This is a genomic window from Marinicella gelatinilytica, from assembly GCF_026410405.1.
Lineage (GTDB): Bacteria > Pseudomonadota > Gammaproteobacteria > Xanthomonadales > Marinicellaceae > Marinicella > Marinicella gelatinilytica.
In genome coordinates this window covers 27,443-43,260 of the sequence record NZ_JAPMLN010000005.1, presented here as the reverse complement: position 1 = coordinate 43,260, position 15,818 = coordinate 27,443, and the positions used below count along the sequence as shown (strand labels likewise).

Annotated in this window: 18 protein-coding genes; 11 read left to right on the top strand and 7 right to left on the bottom strand. The window is 40.9% G+C overall.

The window, feature by feature from the left end:
• Window position 1 precedes the first annotated feature (1 nt).
• Window positions 2-1,273 carry a tRNA uracil 4-sulfurtransferase ThiI gene (gene thiI / locus OS173_RS04460; RefSeq protein WP_267183076.1) on the top strand — a complete coding sequence of 424 codons (1,272 nt, stop codon included), beginning with the start codon at window positions 2-4 and terminating at the stop codon, window positions 1,271-1,273.
• The gene (locus OS173_RS04455; RefSeq protein WP_267183075.1) at window positions 1,260-2,207 is read left to right on the top strand and encodes an SdiA-regulated domain-containing protein; all 948 of its coding nucleotides are present in this window, start codon (window positions 1,260-1,262) and stop codon (window positions 2,205-2,207) included. The genes thiI and OS173_RS04455 overlap by 14 nt, the downstream gene beginning before the upstream one ends.
• On the opposite strand, the gene OS173_RS04450 is transcribed toward OS173_RS04455, so the two are convergent.
• Genes OS173_RS04450 through OS173_RS04440 form a run of 3 tightly spaced genes read right to left on the bottom strand, consistent with a single transcriptional unit; the run spans window position 2,166 to window position 5,979 of the window.
• Window positions 2,166-4,457, bottom strand: coding sequence for a M20/M25/M40 family metallo-hydrolase (locus tag OS173_RS04450; RefSeq protein WP_267183074.1), 2,292 nt, complete (start codon window positions 4,455-4,457; stop codon window positions 2,166-2,168). The two genes, OS173_RS04455 and OS173_RS04450, sit on opposite strands and share 42 nt — an antisense overlap.
• A 26-nt stretch (window positions 4,458-4,483) precedes the next feature.
• Window positions 4,484-5,740 carry a UDP-N-acetylglucosamine 1-carboxyvinyltransferase gene (gene murA / locus OS173_RS04445; protein WP_267183073.1) on the bottom strand — a complete coding sequence of 419 codons (1,257 nt, stop codon included), beginning with the start codon at window positions 5,738-5,740 and terminating at the stop codon, window positions 4,484-4,486.
• Window positions 5,737-5,979 carry a BolA family protein gene (locus OS173_RS04440; RefSeq protein WP_267183072.1) on the bottom strand — a complete coding sequence of 81 codons (243 nt, stop codon included), beginning with the start codon at window positions 5,977-5,979 and terminating at the stop codon, window positions 5,737-5,739. Before OS173_RS04440 ends, murA begins: the two co-directional genes overlap by 4 nt.
• 180 nt (window positions 5,980-6,159) lie before the next feature.
• On the opposite strand from OS173_RS04440, the gene OS173_RS04435 reads away from it, so the two are divergent.
• The 9 genes from OS173_RS04435 (at window position 6,160) to rapZ (ending at window position 12,621) form a co-directional block, all read left to right on the top strand.
• A complete protein-coding gene (locus OS173_RS04435; RefSeq protein ID WP_267183071.1) occupies window positions 6,160-7,128 on the top strand; it encodes a calcium/sodium antiporter in 969 nt (322 codons plus the stop codon).
• Window positions 7,125-8,108: a KpsF/GutQ family sugar-phosphate isomerase gene (locus OS173_RS04430; RefSeq protein ID WP_267183070.1), complete on the top strand. Its 984-nt coding sequence runs from the start codon at window positions 7,125-7,127 to the stop codon at window positions 8,106-8,108. Before OS173_RS04435 ends, OS173_RS04430 begins: the two co-directional genes overlap by 4 nt.
• The gene (gene kdsC / locus OS173_RS04425) at window positions 8,108-8,650 is read left to right on the top strand and encodes a 3-deoxy-manno-octulosonate-8-phosphatase KdsC (RefSeq protein ID WP_267183069.1); all 543 of its coding nucleotides are present in this window, start codon (window positions 8,108-8,110) and stop codon (window positions 8,648-8,650) included. The genes OS173_RS04430 and kdsC overlap by 1 nt, the downstream gene beginning before the upstream one ends.
• Window positions 8,650-9,195, top strand: coding sequence for an LPS export ABC transporter periplasmic protein LptC (gene lptC, locus OS173_RS04420; RefSeq protein ID WP_267183068.1), 546 nt, complete (start codon window positions 8,650-8,652; stop codon window positions 9,193-9,195). Before kdsC ends, lptC begins: the two co-directional genes overlap by 1 nt.
• Window positions 9,173-9,673 carry a lipopolysaccharide transport periplasmic protein LptA gene (gene lptA / locus OS173_RS04415; protein WP_267183067.1) on the top strand — a complete coding sequence of 167 codons (501 nt, stop codon included), beginning with the start codon at window positions 9,173-9,175 and terminating at the stop codon, window positions 9,671-9,673. The genes lptC and lptA overlap by 23 nt, the downstream gene beginning before the upstream one ends.
• Window positions 9,666-10,385, top strand: a complete 720-nt coding sequence (gene lptB, locus OS173_RS04410) for an LPS export ABC transporter ATP-binding protein (RefSeq protein WP_267183066.1) — start codon at window positions 9,666-9,668, stop codon at window positions 10,383-10,385. The genes lptA and lptB overlap by 8 nt, the downstream gene beginning before the upstream one ends.
• Window positions 10,386-10,699: 314 nt before the next feature.
• Entirely contained in the window at window positions 10,700-11,026 is a 327-nt protein-coding gene (gene hpf / locus OS173_RS04405; RefSeq protein WP_267183065.1) for a ribosome hibernation-promoting factor, HPF/YfiA family, read from the top strand.
• Between the two features lie 279 nt (window positions 11,027-11,305).
• Window positions 11,306-11,767, top strand: a complete 462-nt coding sequence (locus tag OS173_RS04400) for a PTS sugar transporter subunit IIA (RefSeq protein ID WP_267183064.1) — start codon at window positions 11,306-11,308, stop codon at window positions 11,765-11,767.
• Window positions 11,755-12,621, top strand: a complete 867-nt coding sequence (gene rapZ / locus OS173_RS04395) for an RNase adapter RapZ (protein WP_267183063.1) — start codon at window positions 11,755-11,757, stop codon at window positions 12,619-12,621. Before OS173_RS04400 ends, rapZ begins: the two co-directional genes overlap by 13 nt.
• Here rapZ and OS173_RS04390 read toward each other — a convergent pair whose 3' ends face one another.
• The 4 genes from OS173_RS04390 to rpsT form a co-directional block, all read right to left on the bottom strand.
• Window positions 12,622-13,098, bottom strand: a complete 477-nt coding sequence (locus tag OS173_RS04390) for a dihydrofolate reductase (RefSeq protein ID WP_267183062.1) — start codon at window positions 13,096-13,098, stop codon at window positions 12,622-12,624.
• The gene (locus OS173_RS04385) at window positions 13,095-13,889 is read right to left on the bottom strand and encodes a thymidylate synthase (RefSeq protein WP_267183061.1); all 795 of its coding nucleotides are present in this window, start codon (window positions 13,887-13,889) and stop codon (window positions 13,095-13,097) included. Before OS173_RS04385 ends, OS173_RS04390 begins: the two co-directional genes overlap by 4 nt.
• An 80-nt stretch (window positions 13,890-13,969) precedes the next feature.
• Complete coding sequence (locus OS173_RS04380; protein WP_267183060.1) at window positions 13,970-15,268, bottom strand: HD-GYP domain-containing protein; 1,299 nt, start codon at window positions 15,266-15,268, stop codon at window positions 13,970-13,972.
• Window positions 15,269-15,530: 262 nt separating this feature from the next.
• Window positions 15,531-15,794 (bottom strand): 30S ribosomal protein S20, encoded by a 264-nt coding sequence (gene rpsT / locus OS173_RS04375; RefSeq protein ID WP_267183059.1) that lies wholly within the window; start codon window positions 15,792-15,794, stop codon window positions 15,531-15,533.
• Between the last annotated feature and the right edge of the window lie 24 nt (window positions 15,795-15,818).

Genomic DNA, 15,818 nt, shown 5'->3' with positions numbered 1-15,818 from the left:
TATGCAGTACAGAATTATTGTGCAGTTTGCAGAACTGGCGCTTAAAGGTAAAAATCGTCACCGTTTTATTAAAAGATTGCGTAAAAATATTAAGGATCGGCTTAAATCATTGAATCATGAATGGCCGGTTAAAGCCATTCATGACCGGATTTATGTTAATTTGCCCAATGATGATTCAATTGATGAACTGACAGCAAAGCAAGCGGTACAAGAATTGGCACGATTACCCGGCATTGCTTGGTTGAGTTTTGTATATTGGTTGAGTGAACAAAAATATCAATTTTTATCATCACAACCCGATTTGGCAGTTATTCATGATTTAATTAAAAGACTGGCCAATGACAAGTATAAATCAGGTCTTAGTTTTGCAGTTCGGGTTAAACGCCGTGATAAACAATTTTCAATGACATCCCAAAAGTTTGAACAGCAAATTGCCACCACTATTTTACAACATAGTGATTGGCAGAAGGTTAACCTTAGCCAGCCTGACCAATGTTTTTATGTGGATATAGCTTCTGATGGCGTATCTGTTCATTGTGATAAAACACTGGGTATCGGTGGTTTGCCGGTGGGTTCAACCGGCCAGGTACTCACGTTATTATCCGGCGGTTTTGATTCTCCGGTGGCAGCGTGGTTAATGGCCAAGCGCGGTTGTCAAACTGATTTCATTCACTTTACCGCCAGTCACCATCCACTTGATGGTATTGAACAAGATAAAATAGTACGTACAGCACAGATTGTCAGTGAAAGCAGTGGTTTTGTGCGGCTTTATATGGTGCCTTATACTTACTTCGATATGGCGTTATTGGAGCTGGATTTGGATTATGATTTAATTCTATTTCGACGGTTTATGGCTCGGGTGGCCTCGGCTTTAATGCCATCAGTGGAAGCCCAGGCTTTGGTAACCGGTGATAATTTGGGTCAGGTGGCATCGCAAACCATGGAAAATATGGAGTCCATGAATAAAAGTACTGATGCCATGATTTTAAGACCCTTATTGAGTTATAACAAACAAGAAATTATCGCGTTATCCACCGATTTAGGTTTATTTGAAGTGGGCCGCGAACCGCATAAGGATTGCTGCGCACTGATTTCAAAAAATCCACGAACAACATCACGCAGTTATGTTTTACACAACTTGGAAAAAGCGCATCTATCAAACTACCAAGAGCTTATCGATGAAACCCTGGCTGATGCCATTGAGTTGACCTTTTATTTTGGACAATTGGTGAATAAGAAAAAAATGGATAATCAATCGCATGAGCACGCATAAAATTTGCCGGTGGTTTATTGGACTGTTTCTGCTGAGCATGATCAGCACCGTTTCGGCCCAGCCTTTTAATTATATTGAACCCATTAAGTTAACAGATTTTCGGGTCTATCCCATTAATGGCGTTGACCACATTGAACCGTCTGGTTTGACGCTGAGGGATGGCATACTTTATACCGTTGGTGATAAGCACCGAGGCATTTATCGCCTTGATATTGCGAAGCAGGAAGCCTGGTTAACAAAAGCTGTGACCTTAGACACTGAGCATGATTTGGGCGTAACGGTGTTGGATTTAGAAGGCATTACCACGGTTGATGGTGATTTCGTTGTGGTTTCTGAAGCCCACCATCGCCTTATTTATGTGCAAGAGAATGGACTACGTTGGCTACCAGAACAGGGCAATGAGCTCTATCAATCTGCTTATCAGTCGGGTTTATTGCAATTACATAATGCTGGATTGGAAGCATTGACCTACTTGGGCGAACAGCGGTTTTTAGTGGCGGCTGAGCGACAACCTCGTGGCTTAATCGAATTAACGTTTAACCCGGATTTCTCAAAAATTGAACATCAAAGAAATCAAATCATGGTCAATAGCCGTCAAAAGTTACATAACCGCCACCCTGATTTAACTGGTTTATATGTTCATAATGAGCAGGTTTTTGGTTTACAACGCAATGCTTATGTTGTGCATGAGCTTAATCGGTCAGCCAATGGCCACTATATCGAAGGTCAGGCCTGGTCTTATGAGCACATCGTTCGCGATCCCAAATACGTCTATAGTGACATGCAGTTTGGACATGCAGAGGGTTTGGCTGTGGATGATGATCATTTTTATTTGGTATTGGACAATAACCGCATTGCCAATGCCAAAAAACCCAATGATAAACGACCATTATTAATCGTCGCCAAACGTCCAGTTTTGCACGGTGGTGATTAAATCTGATTTAATAAAAGCTTTCTGCATTTGATTGTCAGGTCGCTGATCAAATTTAAATTCTTGCAATAAATCATCGCGGTGACTTTGTATTTGCCAGTCGATTTGTGTGTCATGAGACAATACCAGTTGCAGTGTGATTTCAGGGTTGTCGGTAACATGGTATTCCAACAATTTATAGCCGGCAGCAAAATGTTTCGGCTGATCAAATCGATGTATACGGCCACCCACGGCTAAACTATGAACTGACATTGGACGTTGCGTATAAATTGAAATGATGTCAGTTTCCGGATGGGTGCTGATGGTGATGTTTAGACGCTGATAATCTGCTTGATTTAATGGTTTTATGACATTTATTTTGGCCGGATAGGCTTTCTTTATTTCGCTTGATGATAAAACCGTGAGCGGCTTTTTATAGCGTTTTTGAAATTCTTCACTGTCTGTTTCTGGCAGTGGCTGAGCAAATAAATCTGCTAGCCATTGGCCGCGGCGTTTATCGGCATGAAAGAAGAAAGCATGTTCGTTATCCACATCATAAAGATAGTTGATTGATGTCGGCAATGGTTGTTGCGGGGTGAAATTTTTGCCATCAATAATAATCCATATCCCATATAACAAGGGAATTAATAACAGCCATGACGTTTTATCACGTGATGAACCGGTTTCTACCCAGGCATTGAAGGGCGCCAACATCAAAACCAATATTAACATGGCAGCCGGTGTCATCCAGATACCCATGGCCACCGGCAAATTAATGATAAAGGTGCCAAATGCCATTAACATAATTAACAATAAAAAAGGTGCCAATTGCGGTGACCAATGGGGTCTGTATAACGTCAAAAACCCCAAAGGTAGGGCCAGAAGAGCGGGTATGATAAAAAAGCCTGCGCCTGGTAAAGTGTTTGTTAGTAGGGTAACAATGGCCAGCCACAAACCCGAGCTAAATAAGAAGTCACCGATTCGTTGATTAACGAAACGGTGGCGATAAATTAGTACATAAATAATCAGTGTTAAAATGATTTGTGCGTTGATGAGGGCGTGACCACCATAAGGAAAGCCCTGCAGAATGTCTTTCCAGCCTGGAATAAAGGTGTAAACCGCAGCGATTAAAATGTAATTGGCTATAAAAGCAAAAAAGCAAACCAAGGCCAGTGGTTTGATTCCCCTTAGAAAAGTCTTGATATCATGTTGTTTATGGATCAGGGTTAAGATTAGCAGCATTATCCACATAGTCCAGGCAATAATAATCAGCCAACCCGAAGTGGCCTGACTATAAGAAACAAGTCCTTGGCCGGGAATGCTAAAATATACAACTGACTGATTTGATTTAAGTGAACCTAAGTCACTCATGGCTAAATAATTAAACAGGCTTTTACTCTGGATTAAGTGATGAGCAACAGAATTTAATGACAAATGCGCTAAATCATCGTTTTGGCTGTGGTAATTAAAATGATCATCGATAAAAGCCAAATTAAAGGCGTTGATGCCGGATTCTTTAAAAGGCGTGACATCGGTGTCATTGGGCATTTTTGCATAGATTTCAGCATCCAATGAACTGCTTACCGGCATGGGTACACCGGCTTCATGATAAGCGGCAATTAATCCATGGTTGCCTTCTACGGATTCAGGTAAAAAAATCGCCGGGCCACTGCTACCGCGGGCTTCTAAATTGATGATGGCGCCGATATCATAATAACGTAATTGGTCGTCAATAAAGGCTTTAGCGCCTAATAATCCTAATTCTTCACCGTCAGTAATGAGCAGCATCAAATTGTTTTTTGGGCTGGGATTTTGTTGGATATAGGTTTTAAATATTTCCAATGCCACAGCCACACCAACGGCATCATCAGCGGCACCGTTTCCTGAAAAACGTGCCGCATCATAATGCGCCATTAACATCACAGCCTGAGCATTTGCTTGTTGACCGGGATACTGAACAATATAATTGGTAACCGCAGCTGACTTGCGATTATTGACATTATAATAGTGGGCGTTGTGGCGATTAATCTGGATTTTTGGGTTATTAAGCTGTTGGATATGACGCTCAATATAACGACCGGCTAACTTGTGTGTGTCCTGACCCACTGCGTGTGGGTACTCGGTTATCTTAGCAACGTGTTTAAGAACAGACTCTAAAAGCACACCATCATAGACTAAATCCGGTGCTGTTTTTGAGGGGTAACTTAATTCATAGCCACCACGTAACACCACAAAAATAAGTGTTAATATTAAGGTGTTTTTTATTAAGCTCATTTGTAATTCCCTAAAACAGCAGGGCATTATTGTCTGACAATACGTGCCCCCAGTTGATTGAGTTTTTCTTCAATGGCTTCGTAGCCACGATCAATATAATGAATATCATGTACTTCTGTTTGGCCTTCTGCGGCTAAACCGGCTATCACCAGAGAGGCAGAAGCCCGTAGATCTGTGGCTGTGACCGGTGCGCCGCTGAGTTTTTCGACGCCGGTGATAATGGCTTGGTTGCCCTCTACTGTGATTTTTGCACCCATGCGGTTTAATTCGTCGACATGCATAAAACGGTTTTCAAATAAAGTTTCAGTGATTACACTGGTACCGTCAGCAATGGCATTTAATGCACAAAATTGTGCTTGCATATCCGTAGGAAAAGCGGGGTGAGGCGCGGTTCTAATATCCACAGGCTGTGGCCTTTTACCATGCATATTTAGGTAAATGGAGTCTGTCGTTGTGCTTATCTCAGCGCCGGCTTCAGTGAGCTTTAATAACACCGCATCTAAGTCATCTGGTTGTGTGTGAGTAATGGTAATGTCGCCCCCGGTCATTGCTGCGGCCACTAAAAAGCTACCGATTTCAATCCGGTCTGGCAACACATGATGTGCCACACCACGCAGTTTATCAACACCCTGTACGCGGATTTTAGAACTTCCAAGTCCTTCTATTTTTGCACCCATTGCAATTAGATATTTACCTAAATCCACAACTTCAGGCTCAATGGCGGCATTTTCAATTAAAGAATCGCCCTGAGCCAAGCAGGCGGCCATGAGGATGTTTTCAGTGCCTGTCACCGTCACCTTGTCCAATATTATTCGCGCACCCTGAAGCCGCTGACAGTGGGCGTTAATGTAACCATCGCTGACATCAATGGAAGCACCCATGGCCTTTAAACCTTTCAGATGCAGATCCACAGGACGGGCGCCAATCTGGCAGCCACCAGGTAATGATACTTTGGCTTGTCCATAGCGAGCCAACAACGGCCCCAAGGCCAAAATACTGGCACGCATGGTACGTACAATCTCAAAAGGTGCGGTGTGATTTTGTAAATGATCAGTGTTAATATGAATATCGGAATGAGCACCAACAGTTAATTGAGCCCCCATATGTGCCAGTAATTCATTCATGGTGGTGACATCATGCAAATGAGGTACATTTTGAATGTGGGAGTTGCCTTCGGCCAATAAAGTAGCGGCTAAAATCGGCAATACAGCATTTTTAGCGCCGGATGCTTTTATTTGGCCGGATAGTTGACGGCCACCATTTATGATAATTTTATTGCTCATGATTGTGTTTGCTGGTATTCATCGGGTGTCATGGCCTGAATACTCATGGCATGAATTTCATTGCCCATCACTGAACCCAGGGCTTGATGGATGTGTCGGTGTCGCTTTATTTTATTTTGACCTTCAAATATCGGTGACACAATAATGGCTGCATAGTGGCGTAAGTCATCGCTGTGGACATGAATATAGTCACAGTCAATGTGCGCTTTAATTTTATCTTCGATTGTTTTTGGTTCCATCTTAATCAATTGTTTGTTTCTACACAGCGCATTATCTTTTATAATGACGGGTTTATAAAGACATCATGCGCATTTAACACGAATATTTCATGGATTACTGAAATTTTGTGTCGCTTCAGACCTGACTTGTGATTAATTCAATCTGATTCAGATTAATGTGCCTATCGAGACGTTTAATTTATGTTAATACCTTCAGGATATCTGGTTATTGGACTGATACTGCTTATTTTTGCAGCCGATAAATTTATTATTGGCGCCGCTGCATTGGCTAAACACCTGGGTGTGTCTACCATGCTGGTGGGCTTAATTGTCGTGGGTTTTGGTACCTCAGCACCGGAAATGGTGGTGTCAGCCATTGCATCATTTAAAGGTAATTCCGGATTAGCCATGGGAAATGCAGTTGGTTCCAATATCACCAATATTGCTTTGGTGTTAGGCGTGGGGTTATTGATTACACCAATGCAGGTTAAATCTAAAATCATAAAGCGCGAGATGCCGATTTTATTGATGGTGTGTTTACTGGCTTTATTCTTACTGTTGGACTTGTCATTAACTTTTGTCGATGGTGTTATTCTGTTGATATCGATGTTGGCAGTGACTTTGCTGTTGGGTTTTTTAGGGGTGACGGAAAGTAAGGACAGTTACAGTGATGAGGTTGAAAGCGAATATGACCTCAGTATTAAAATGTCACATGCGGTACTTTTTCTGCTTTTTGGCATCATTGTTTTACCGCTGGCATCACAGTTGATGGTAGTTGGTGCCACCGATATTGCACAATATTTTGGGGTTTCTGATTTAGTTATTGGTTTAACTGTGGTGGCCTTGGGCACATCTTTGCCGGAACTGGCGGCCATTATTGCCAGTGCCGCTAAAAAAGAGCATGATTTAGCCATTGGTAATATTGTTGGTTCAAATATTTTTAATTTACTTGGCGTCATAGGCATTTCAGGTGTTATTAACGATTATGAATTTTCCCGTCGGTTTTTGATGTTTGATTACCTGTATATGGTGATTTTGACGGTATTTTTGTTTATTGTGTCCATTTATTTCGTGCTTAAAGACCGGTTTGTTTCACGTCTTATTGGGGTGATTTTGGTGTTATTATATGTGTCCTATATGATTTGGTTATTTGTCAGTAAAGCCTCATGAATAAAACAGTTAATGCCAATGCCGCCATTAAACAAGCGCAGAAAGTGTTTGCCATTGAGCATCAGGCAATCTACGACTTACAACAACGTATTGGCGCAGATTTTGTAGCTGCTGTGGAGATGATACTTAATGGTAAAGGTCATGTTGTGGTGATTGGTATGGGGAAATCCGGACATATTGCTGATAAAGTGTCCGCCACTTTAGCGTCCACAGGTACTCCGGCTTTTTTTGTTCATCCCGGTGAAGCCAGCCATGGTGATTTGGGTATGATAACTGCCAACGATATTGTTCTTGCCATGTCTAATTCAGGTGAGACAGAAGAAGTATTGGCGATCTTGCCGGTTCTGAAACGAATGGGTGTGCCATTGATTTCCATGACCGGTAAACCTGGTTCGCGATTGGCTAAAAACTCTGATATTCATATAGATGTTTCCGTTAACGCGGAAGCCTGTCCATTGGGCTTAGCACCCACTGCCAGCACCACCGCCACTTTAGTGATGGGTGATGCATTGGCCATTACGCTGCTAGAATCACGCGGATTTACTAAAGAAGATTTTGCCCGTTCTCATCCGGCCGGATCCTTAGGAAAACGATTATTACTGGGCATTAGTGATGTCATGAACAGTGGTGATGATGTTCCGAAAGTGAATACCGATACTAAGTTCAGCGAAGCCCTGTTGGTCATGACCGAAAAGGCTCTGGGTATGGTGGCGGTGGTGGATGATGATGATAGGGTGTGCGGGGTCTTTACCGATGGTGACTTACGTCGCTCTTTACCAACCATAGAACATTTCAAAGACCATGAAATTGGTGAATTTATGACGCACAACCCCATCACCATTAAAGCCGATAAAATGGCTGTTGAGGCGGCTCAAATTATGGAAAAACACAAGATACATTCACTTTTAGTGGTAGATGTCGATGGCCGGTTAACCGGCGCTTTAAACATTCACAATTTATTAAGAGCCGGGGTGATTTAATGACCAGTCAGCTGACAGATGAGATAATTGCAAAGGCCAAGAATATCCAGTTGGTTATTTTTGATGTTGATGGTGTTTTAACAGATGGTGGTTTATATTTTACTGATGACGGCCGTGAAATGAAAAAATTTAATGTTAAAGACGGACTGGGTATTTCTTTATTGATTAAACACAATATAGAAGTGGCGGTGATTACCGGACGTAATTCTGTGATTGTGGCCGACCGTATGCGCTCATTGGGTGTTAACCACGTTTACCAAGGCCGATTAAACAAACTGGAAACCTATGAAAACCTTAAAGCAGCCTTGCGCATCGAAGATCAACATGTGGCTTTTGTGGGTGATGACGTTATCGATATTCCCATTATGGATCGTTGTGGTTTGCCGGTGGCGGTGGCAGATGCCCATGACTCAGTGCTTGATAAGGCCTGTTGGGTGACGAGTAAAAAAGGAGGGGAAGGCGCAGCCCGTCAGGTTTGCGACGTTCTGTTGTGTAGTCATGATATTAAAGTTAATGGCTATGAATTCAGTGGCCAACAATAATGTCGTTCAAGAGCAAACAACTGATTTTATTGCTGTTGTTTGCATTGTCTTCTGTGGCTGTATATCAAGGCTTTTATGCCGATAGCTCCGACTCAGAATATGAACCTTTCACCAAAGGTTATGCGTTGACAGATGTGGTGATGCAGTCCACTGATGACAATGGTCAAATTGTTACCAGCATGCAAGCACCGAGCATGGTCCATTATTTAGATAATGAACAAACCATTATTGAACAGCCTGTTGTTCGTTTGTTTACTGATGAGAATACCTGGTTGTTAAATTCACCCAAGGCCATTTATCAGAGAAATAAACAAAATTTGTTTTTTCCTGACCAGGTTAAAGTAAGCTCTGAGCAAGCGCCTAAAGTGACCATTGAGTCATCGCAATTGACGGTTGATTTAACCAGCAAGAAAGGCTCCACACCGGCCATGATAGCCATGCAACAGCCGGGCGGTTCATTGCGGGGTGTTGGTGCGCTGATTTTATTTACGACAAAACAAATAGAGATATTAAATAATGTGTATGCGGAATTTGAACCTTACTAGTCATCGTAAAATAGTCATTTTGGGATTGCTGTTTTTAAGTTTTTCGGTGCTTTCATTAGAAAGCGATCGTCAGCAAAAAATCACCTTAGAAGGAGATGGTTGTATCAGTAAACTCAACATTGGACAAACGGAGTGCCCAAAAGGCATGGTTATAAAGCAGGGTAGCTTGATGATTTCATCAGATTACGGCTTAATCACCCATAAAGACAATCAAATTGCTACGGTATTAATGACCGGCTCGCCGGTTCGTATGGAGCAACAAATGGATGACGGTAGTCAGATGTATGTGCAAGCAAAAAAAATTGATTTTGATTATCAGGCACAAAAAGCTTTTCTGAATGGTGATGTTAGAATAGAAAATAACATCGGTATCAGTACCGGTGATGCCATGGAGTTTAACCTTGAAACCCAAGAAATCAAAGCCATTGGTGATCAAAGTCAACGATTCCATTTAGAAATCGATCCTAATAATGATTAAAGCCGACAATATTGTTAAAAGTTATCATAAACGACGCATAATCGATTCAGTTTCATTGACTTTAAATGAAGGTGAAGTGGTGGGTCTATTAGGGCCTAATGGCGCCGGTAAAACCACTTGTTTTTATATGGTGGTGGGTCTAGTCAATGCCGATAGTGGTACCATTTCTATTGATGGGGTAGACGCCACCCATTATGGTATGCATCAAAGAGCACGATTAGGGGTTGGTTATTTACCCCAAGAGGCGTCTATATTTCGCAAATTATCGGTCGAAGATAATATCATGGCGGTGTTACAACTGCGTAAAGATTTAAACCGTGACCAACGTGAAAACCGTTGTATTGAATTACTTGAAGAACTTAATGTTGAGCATGTCAAAAACCAACTGGGTATTAGTTTATCCGGTGGTGAGCGACGTCGTGTAGAAATTGCACGTTCTTTGGCGATGGAGCCGAAGTACATTCTTTTGGATGAGCCTTTTGCCGGTGTTGATCCGGTGTCAGTGATAGATATTCAAAAGATTGTTTATCACCTGAAAAGCAAAGGAATTGGGGTGTTAATCACTGACCATAATGTCCGTGAAACATTGGGTATCTGTGACCGTGCTTATATTTTAAATGCCGGTCGTATGCTGACGGAGGGTAAGCCCGAACAAATTATTTCAAACCAAGATGTTCGGAAAGTTTATTTGGGTCAGGACTTTTCAATGTGATGTTGAGACATTAACCTCTACTTTCTAAAAGCCGTGAATACGATTGAAATTCTGCCGTATTTTAGGTATATTGAAAGCAGTGTAGTTTTTAATGCTACATTCAGGAGGTTACGATAATTAAAACCAATTTTGCGTTGATAATTCAACAACTAACACAGTCACAGATTGTTTTTGCCTGTGTAAAAAAACCTCCCGCATTTCACGATTTTCCTTTTAAAAATTTTCCTTTTTGTATAGATATGCCGTATTTTGGCGCGTATTTATCATGGTTAGTCGTGTTCTATCAAAACCCAAAACATAATGAGGTATAAGATATGCAATTAGACATAACGGGTCACCAACTCGAAGTGACCGAGCCCATCAAAGACTACATTGACACTAAGTTTGAACGCATTAAAAGACATTTCGACCAGGTATTGAGCGTTCATGTTATTTTAAGTGTCGAAAAAATCAGACATAAATCGGAAGCCACCATGCACATTGGCGGCAAAGACTTTTTTGCTGAATCGACTGAAGACCATCTTTATAAATCCATTGATGCCATGATCGACAAGCTGGATAAGCAAATCAGGCGCCATAAAAGCAAATTGAAGAATCACAACAACAAAGAGGCCCTGGCCATTAATCGAACACAGTATTAAGGCATTGTTTACAAAGAGACTTTTGTGTGAATCTTTTAAATTAAAATGTGCCAATCAACGCAGTAAACGTAGTTAATCAACCCGGTTTGTTTCGCAGGCGGTTTTCCTGAGACAAGAAGACTGTGAATATAAAGAGAATAAGTGGTGGTGCTATTGATAAGCTGAGTAACGTCAAATAACGCATTCTAAAGCATTTTAATATGCTATAAGATTTATGCATAGGTCGCAATATATGAGAAAATGGTCTAACATTCCGTTGGACCATTTTTTATTGACCGTATGAAATTTATAGATTTACTGGAAGAAGAAAACATTTTGCTGAATTACCACTTTATCAGCAAAAAAAGACTGTTTGAACAGGTGGGACAAATGTTAGGTCATTCGCGGTCACAGGGTTTATACATCTATCACAGTTTATTGGATCGCGAGAAGCTGGGCAATACATCTTTAGGTACAGGCGTGGCTTTACCACATGGGCGTTGCTTAGAGACGGATGAAATTCGTGCTTGTTTAATAAAATTATCGCATCCTGCAGATTACGAATCGGTTGATAACCAAATGGTGCAAATTGTCGTTGGTTTGGTGTTTCCTTTAAAAGTGAAACCAGAACACCGGCGGTTTCTTAAAGAGACCGCACAATTATTCAGACAACATGTGTTGTATGAGAAACTCATTCATATCGATGACAAACACACCATGATAGACACAATTTTAGAGGCTTTTGAACAATGCAACAGTTAGTCATTATTACCGGTTTATCCGGTTCCGGTAAAACCATTGTTTTGCGATCATTGGAAGACATGGAATATTATTGTGTTGATAATTTACCGGTTAATATGTTGTCCGATTTTGCAGATCACATCAATGAAGATGTGGCATTTTACCCTAAGGTTGGCGTTGGTATTGATATACGCAGTCAGCATCAGGAACTGGTGAACTTTCCGGATACTGTTAAAGCACTCAGAAAGCAATTGCATATTCGGGTGGTGTTCTTATCAGCCACTGAAAAAACTTTATTAAGCCGTTATAGCGAAACCCGAAGACGTCATCCGTTATCAACCGCACAACAAAAACATTCTTTAACTGAAGCCATTCGTTTAGAAGCGCGGCTCATGGAGCCGGTAAAACAAGCTGCAGATTTGATTATTGACACCAGTCAATTAAAAGTGCAGCAATTAAAACAACAGATTTGGCAGATTATGAATCAGTCGAATCAGCGGGTTACGGTGATTATTAAATCTTTTGCCTTTAAGCGTGGCGTGCCTTTTGATGCGGATTTTGTGTTTGATGCCAGATGTTTGCCGAACCCATATTGGGAGAAGGACTTAAGACCTTTTACGGGGCAAGATAAAGCCATTGTAGAGTTCTTTAGTAAACAGCCTTTGGTTGATGAGTATTTAAAAGATTTATGTAGCTTTAGCCATAAATGGATTGATAAATTTGAAGTCAATGATCGCAGCTATATCACAGTGGCCATAGGCTGTACCGGTGGTCGTCATCGTTCAGTGTACCTGTCGGAAGCCCTTCACTCTTATTTAGCTAAAAATAATATCAACAATATGCTGCTGCACCGAGAGTTGGATCAACAGGATTAATTACACCCGGCTGTAGGTTACCACTGAAAAGGCAAAATGTGGATTTTCATCACTGATGGGGTGATGCTCTTTTTTTATGACACGCCAATTGGACCAATTGACCTCAGGAAAATATGTGTCTCCAGTAAAGCTGGCGTCTATGTGGGTAATAATCATTTTATCGGCTTCAGGCAATAACAATTTAAAAATTTTGGCACCCCCAATTACCATGACTTCTTGGTTACTTTCAAGTTGTTGCCAATCAGTGATCATGTTAAAACCTGGTCGCTGATAGTTTTGTTGACGCGTCATCACCCAGTTTGCCCGTTTTGGCAGTGGATTCTTCAGTGATTCGCAAGTTTTGCGGCCCATTAAGATGGGTTTGTTTAACGTATTTTTTTTAAATATTTTTAAGTCTGCAGGTAGGTACCACGGCAAATCATTATTGGCACCAATTAATTGGTTTTTATCAATGGCGGCAACTAAAGTAAAACTCATACCGCCACCTGACCTTTAATGTGAGGGTGAGCCTGATAGTTATTGATGCTAAAATCATCAAATTGGAATGAAAAAATATCCTTAACTTCCGGATTTATGTTTAACTGTGGTAATGGATAGGGTGTACGGTTTAATTGTTCTTGAATCTGATTCCTGTGATTCAGGTAGATGTGGGCATCACCAAATGTATGAATAAACTCACCCACTTCTAAATTACATACTTGTGCCACCATGTGTGTCAATAAAGCATAGGAAGCAATGTTAAAGGGGACCCCCAGAAACACATCGGCACTGCGCTGGTATAATTGGCAGGATAGCTTGCCTTCATTGACATAAAATTGAAATAAACAATGGCATGGTGGTAGGGCCATGTCATTAACATCAGCGACATTCCATGCGCTGACAATATGTCTGCGGGATCCCGGGTTAGATTTTATTTGCTCAATAAGTTGACTAATCTGATCAATATGTCCACCGCTTCCATTCGGCCATGATCGCCACTGATGGCCATATACCGGCCCTAAGTTACCATCATCATCTGCCCATTCATTCCAGATTTTGACGCCATTGTCATTTAGAAATTGGATGTTAGTGTCACCTTTTAAAAACCACAATAGTTCATAAATGATGGACTTAATGTGTAATTTTTTGGTGGTGATTAACGGGAAACCTTCGGCTAAGTTAAACCGCATTTGGTAACCGAAAACGCTTAATGTACCGGTACCGGTGCGATCATCTTTGAGGTGACCATTGTTGAGAATGTGGCGGGCAAAATCCAAATAAGCGCGCATAAAAAAACCTTGCTGTAAAAATTAACAATTATAGCAAGGTTTTAAATTAAGTTGCGGTCTAAAGGCGTGAAATATAAACCTTATGCAAACATCCGTTGTACCACATTGGGCGCATTGAAATTATCTAAAACATGATCTAAATCAATACCTAAGTCAGTCATGCTTAAAGCGCCTGTTATACAGGGACGTTCTTTGTTTGAAAAGGGTGGTTTTTTGGATAAATCAATAAATCGTGGCTTTTCAAGTACTTTATTTTGAGCGTTACGAATCAAAAGAATTTCAGGCTTTAATCGTTTCTGCTTATTGTGTGATAATACCAGGCCGATTGAACCATCTGATAATTGCACAGGAGAACCGGCAGGATATAAGCCGATGGCCTGAATAAATTCATCCACCAATTGTGCGCTAAATAATTTATTCTTTTGTTTAAACAGCCATTCCATGGCTTGGGATGATGAGTAAACTTTTCCATAGGGTTTCTTACTGGTCATGGCATCAAAGGTATCAACAATGCCTGCAATCTGACCCATTGCCGGAATCTCATCACCGACCAAACCGTACGGATACCCACTGCCATCAAATCGTTCATGATGGGTTTCGGCGATGGTTAAGATTTCATGTGGCAGGCTGCTGTCTTTGGCTAATATTTCAACGCCAAGTTCAACATGAGATTCAAAAATCTTACGCTCATTCTCTGTGTAACTGTCTTTTTTGTTGAGTAATTTACGGCTGATTTTAGTTTTGCCGATATCGGCCAGTAAGACGCCGGTGACTAAGATTTCAAGTTTTTCTTCAGCAATACCTAAATGACGACCAAACACGGCTGACAATATGGCTGATCTTAAAGAGTGACCATAAACATATTGTCCTTTTTCTTTCAATTGCGTTAACCACACCAAAGTGTTTGGGTTACGGATAACGGAATTCACAACTTGTGAGGCAATCTGTTTGGTTTTTTTAATATCTAAACGTTTGCCGACCCGTAAATTAAAACTGGTTTCCTCAACTGCACTGTTTAAGTCAATCATCAAGGAATGAGCCCGACTAAATTCACGCTTAATGGGCTTTAGCTGCGTTGAATAATAATCATGTTTAATAATCAGTGGTTGCGTTCGTGTTTTATATTTATGGCTTTTTTCTTGTTTGCGTAACAATGGTGATGGTTTGGATATGGCGGTTTCCGCCACCAAAGATTTACCTTTAACGACGTCAATGTAAACGTGTTCGCAAAAAGCCTTCAGGTCATTAATTTCGCTATTGCTGCGGATGTAGAAACCTTGAAACGGAAAAGGTGTATCTAACCATGATCGGTCTAATTTACAGACGTACATGCCAATTTTAAGATATTTAACTGATATTTTTTCTTTTTCTATGCCCATAATGCTACCTTTTAAAGGTTATACCTAAGACGATTTTAGCATAAAAAAAAGCCAACATAGTGACGTAATTCACAAAAAACATTAAAAAGTGACAAAAATTGTCAGCCACTGAAAAAAACTGTTAATTATCCAGTTGCCTGAGTGTGTGTTTTTTTTAAAAAATATGAGTTGAGAATATGATTCTCGGTTCGCTGAATTTAAATCAAAAAAAACCCGCCGCACGAGATGTGCGTCGGGTTTATGGTGTGCTATTTTTAAGCCATTAAGCCATGGCTTTAATTTTTGCGTTCAAGCGACTTTTGTGACGTGCAATTTTGTTTTTGTGAAATAGGCCTTTGCGAGCGACACTGTCAACCACAGGTACCATTTCATTAAATAAATTTTGCGCTTTTTCTTTGTCACCGGCTTCAATGGCAGACACCACATTTTTAATTTTGGTGCGTGCTTTGGAACGCAGGCTCATGTTATGCTGTCGGCTTTTTGTAGCTTGACGGATGCGTTTTCTTGCAGATGCTGAATTGGCCAAAACGGGTCTCCTTATTAATAAGAA

What these genes read in the sequence shown, in the direction of transcription:
- thiI (WP_267183076.1), top strand. Translation starts at nt 2, where the DNA reads ATGCAGTACAGAATTATTGTGCAGTTTGCAGAACTGGCGCTTAAAGGT.
- murA (WP_267183073.1), bottom strand. Translation starts at nt 5,740, where the DNA reads ATGAGCAATAAAATTATCATAAATGGTGGCCGTCAACTATCCGGCCAA.
- lptB (WP_267183066.1), top strand. Translation starts at nt 9,666, where the DNA reads ATGATTAAAGCCGACAATATTGTTAAAAGTTATCATAAACGACGCATA.
- rapZ (WP_267183063.1), top strand. Translation starts at nt 11,755, where the DNA reads ATGCAACAGTTAGTCATTATTACCGGTTTATCCGGTTCCGGTAAAACC.
- kdsC (WP_267183069.1), top strand. Translation starts at nt 8,108, where the DNA reads ATGACCAGTCAGCTGACAGATGAGATAATTGCAAAGGCCAAGAATATC.
- OS173_RS04380 (WP_267183060.1), bottom strand. Translation starts at nt 15,268, where the DNA reads ATGGGCATAGAAAAAGAAAAAATATCAGTTAAATATCTTAAAATTGGC.
- lptA (WP_267183067.1), top strand. Translation starts at nt 9,173, where the DNA reads ATGCGGAATTTGAACCTTACTAGTCATCGTAAAATAGTCATTTTGGGA.
- OS173_RS04390 (WP_267183062.1), bottom strand. Translation starts at nt 13,098, where the DNA reads ATGAGTTTTACTTTAGTTGCCGCCATTGATAAAAACCAATTAATTGGT.
- OS173_RS04440 (WP_267183072.1), bottom strand. Translation starts at nt 5,979, where the DNA reads ATGGAACCAAAAACAATCGAAGATAAAATTAAAGCGCACATTGACTGT.
- OS173_RS04385 (WP_267183061.1), bottom strand. Translation starts at nt 13,889, where the DNA reads ATGCGCGCTTATTTGGATTTTGCCCGCCACATTCTCAACAATGGTCAC.
- OS173_RS04450 (WP_267183074.1), bottom strand. Translation starts at nt 4,457, where the DNA reads ATGAGCTTAATAAAAAACACCTTAATATTAACACTTATTTTTGTGGTG.
- OS173_RS04430 (WP_267183070.1), top strand. Translation starts at nt 7,125, where the DNA reads ATGAATAAAACAGTTAATGCCAATGCCGCCATTAAACAAGCGCAGAAA.
- OS173_RS04455 (WP_267183075.1), top strand. Translation starts at nt 1,260, where the DNA reads ATGAGCACGCATAAAATTTGCCGGTGGTTTATTGGACTGTTTCTGCTG.
- OS173_RS04435 (WP_267183071.1), top strand. Translation starts at nt 6,160, where the DNA reads ATGTTAATACCTTCAGGATATCTGGTTATTGGACTGATACTGCTTATT.
- hpf (WP_267183065.1), top strand. Translation starts at nt 10,700, where the DNA reads ATGCAATTAGACATAACGGGTCACCAACTCGAAGTGACCGAGCCCATC.
- OS173_RS04400 (WP_267183064.1), top strand. Translation starts at nt 11,306, where the DNA reads ATGAAATTTATAGATTTACTGGAAGAAGAAAACATTTTGCTGAATTAC.
- lptC (WP_267183068.1), top strand. Translation starts at nt 8,650, where the DNA reads ATGTCGTTCAAGAGCAAACAACTGATTTTATTGCTGTTGTTTGCATTG.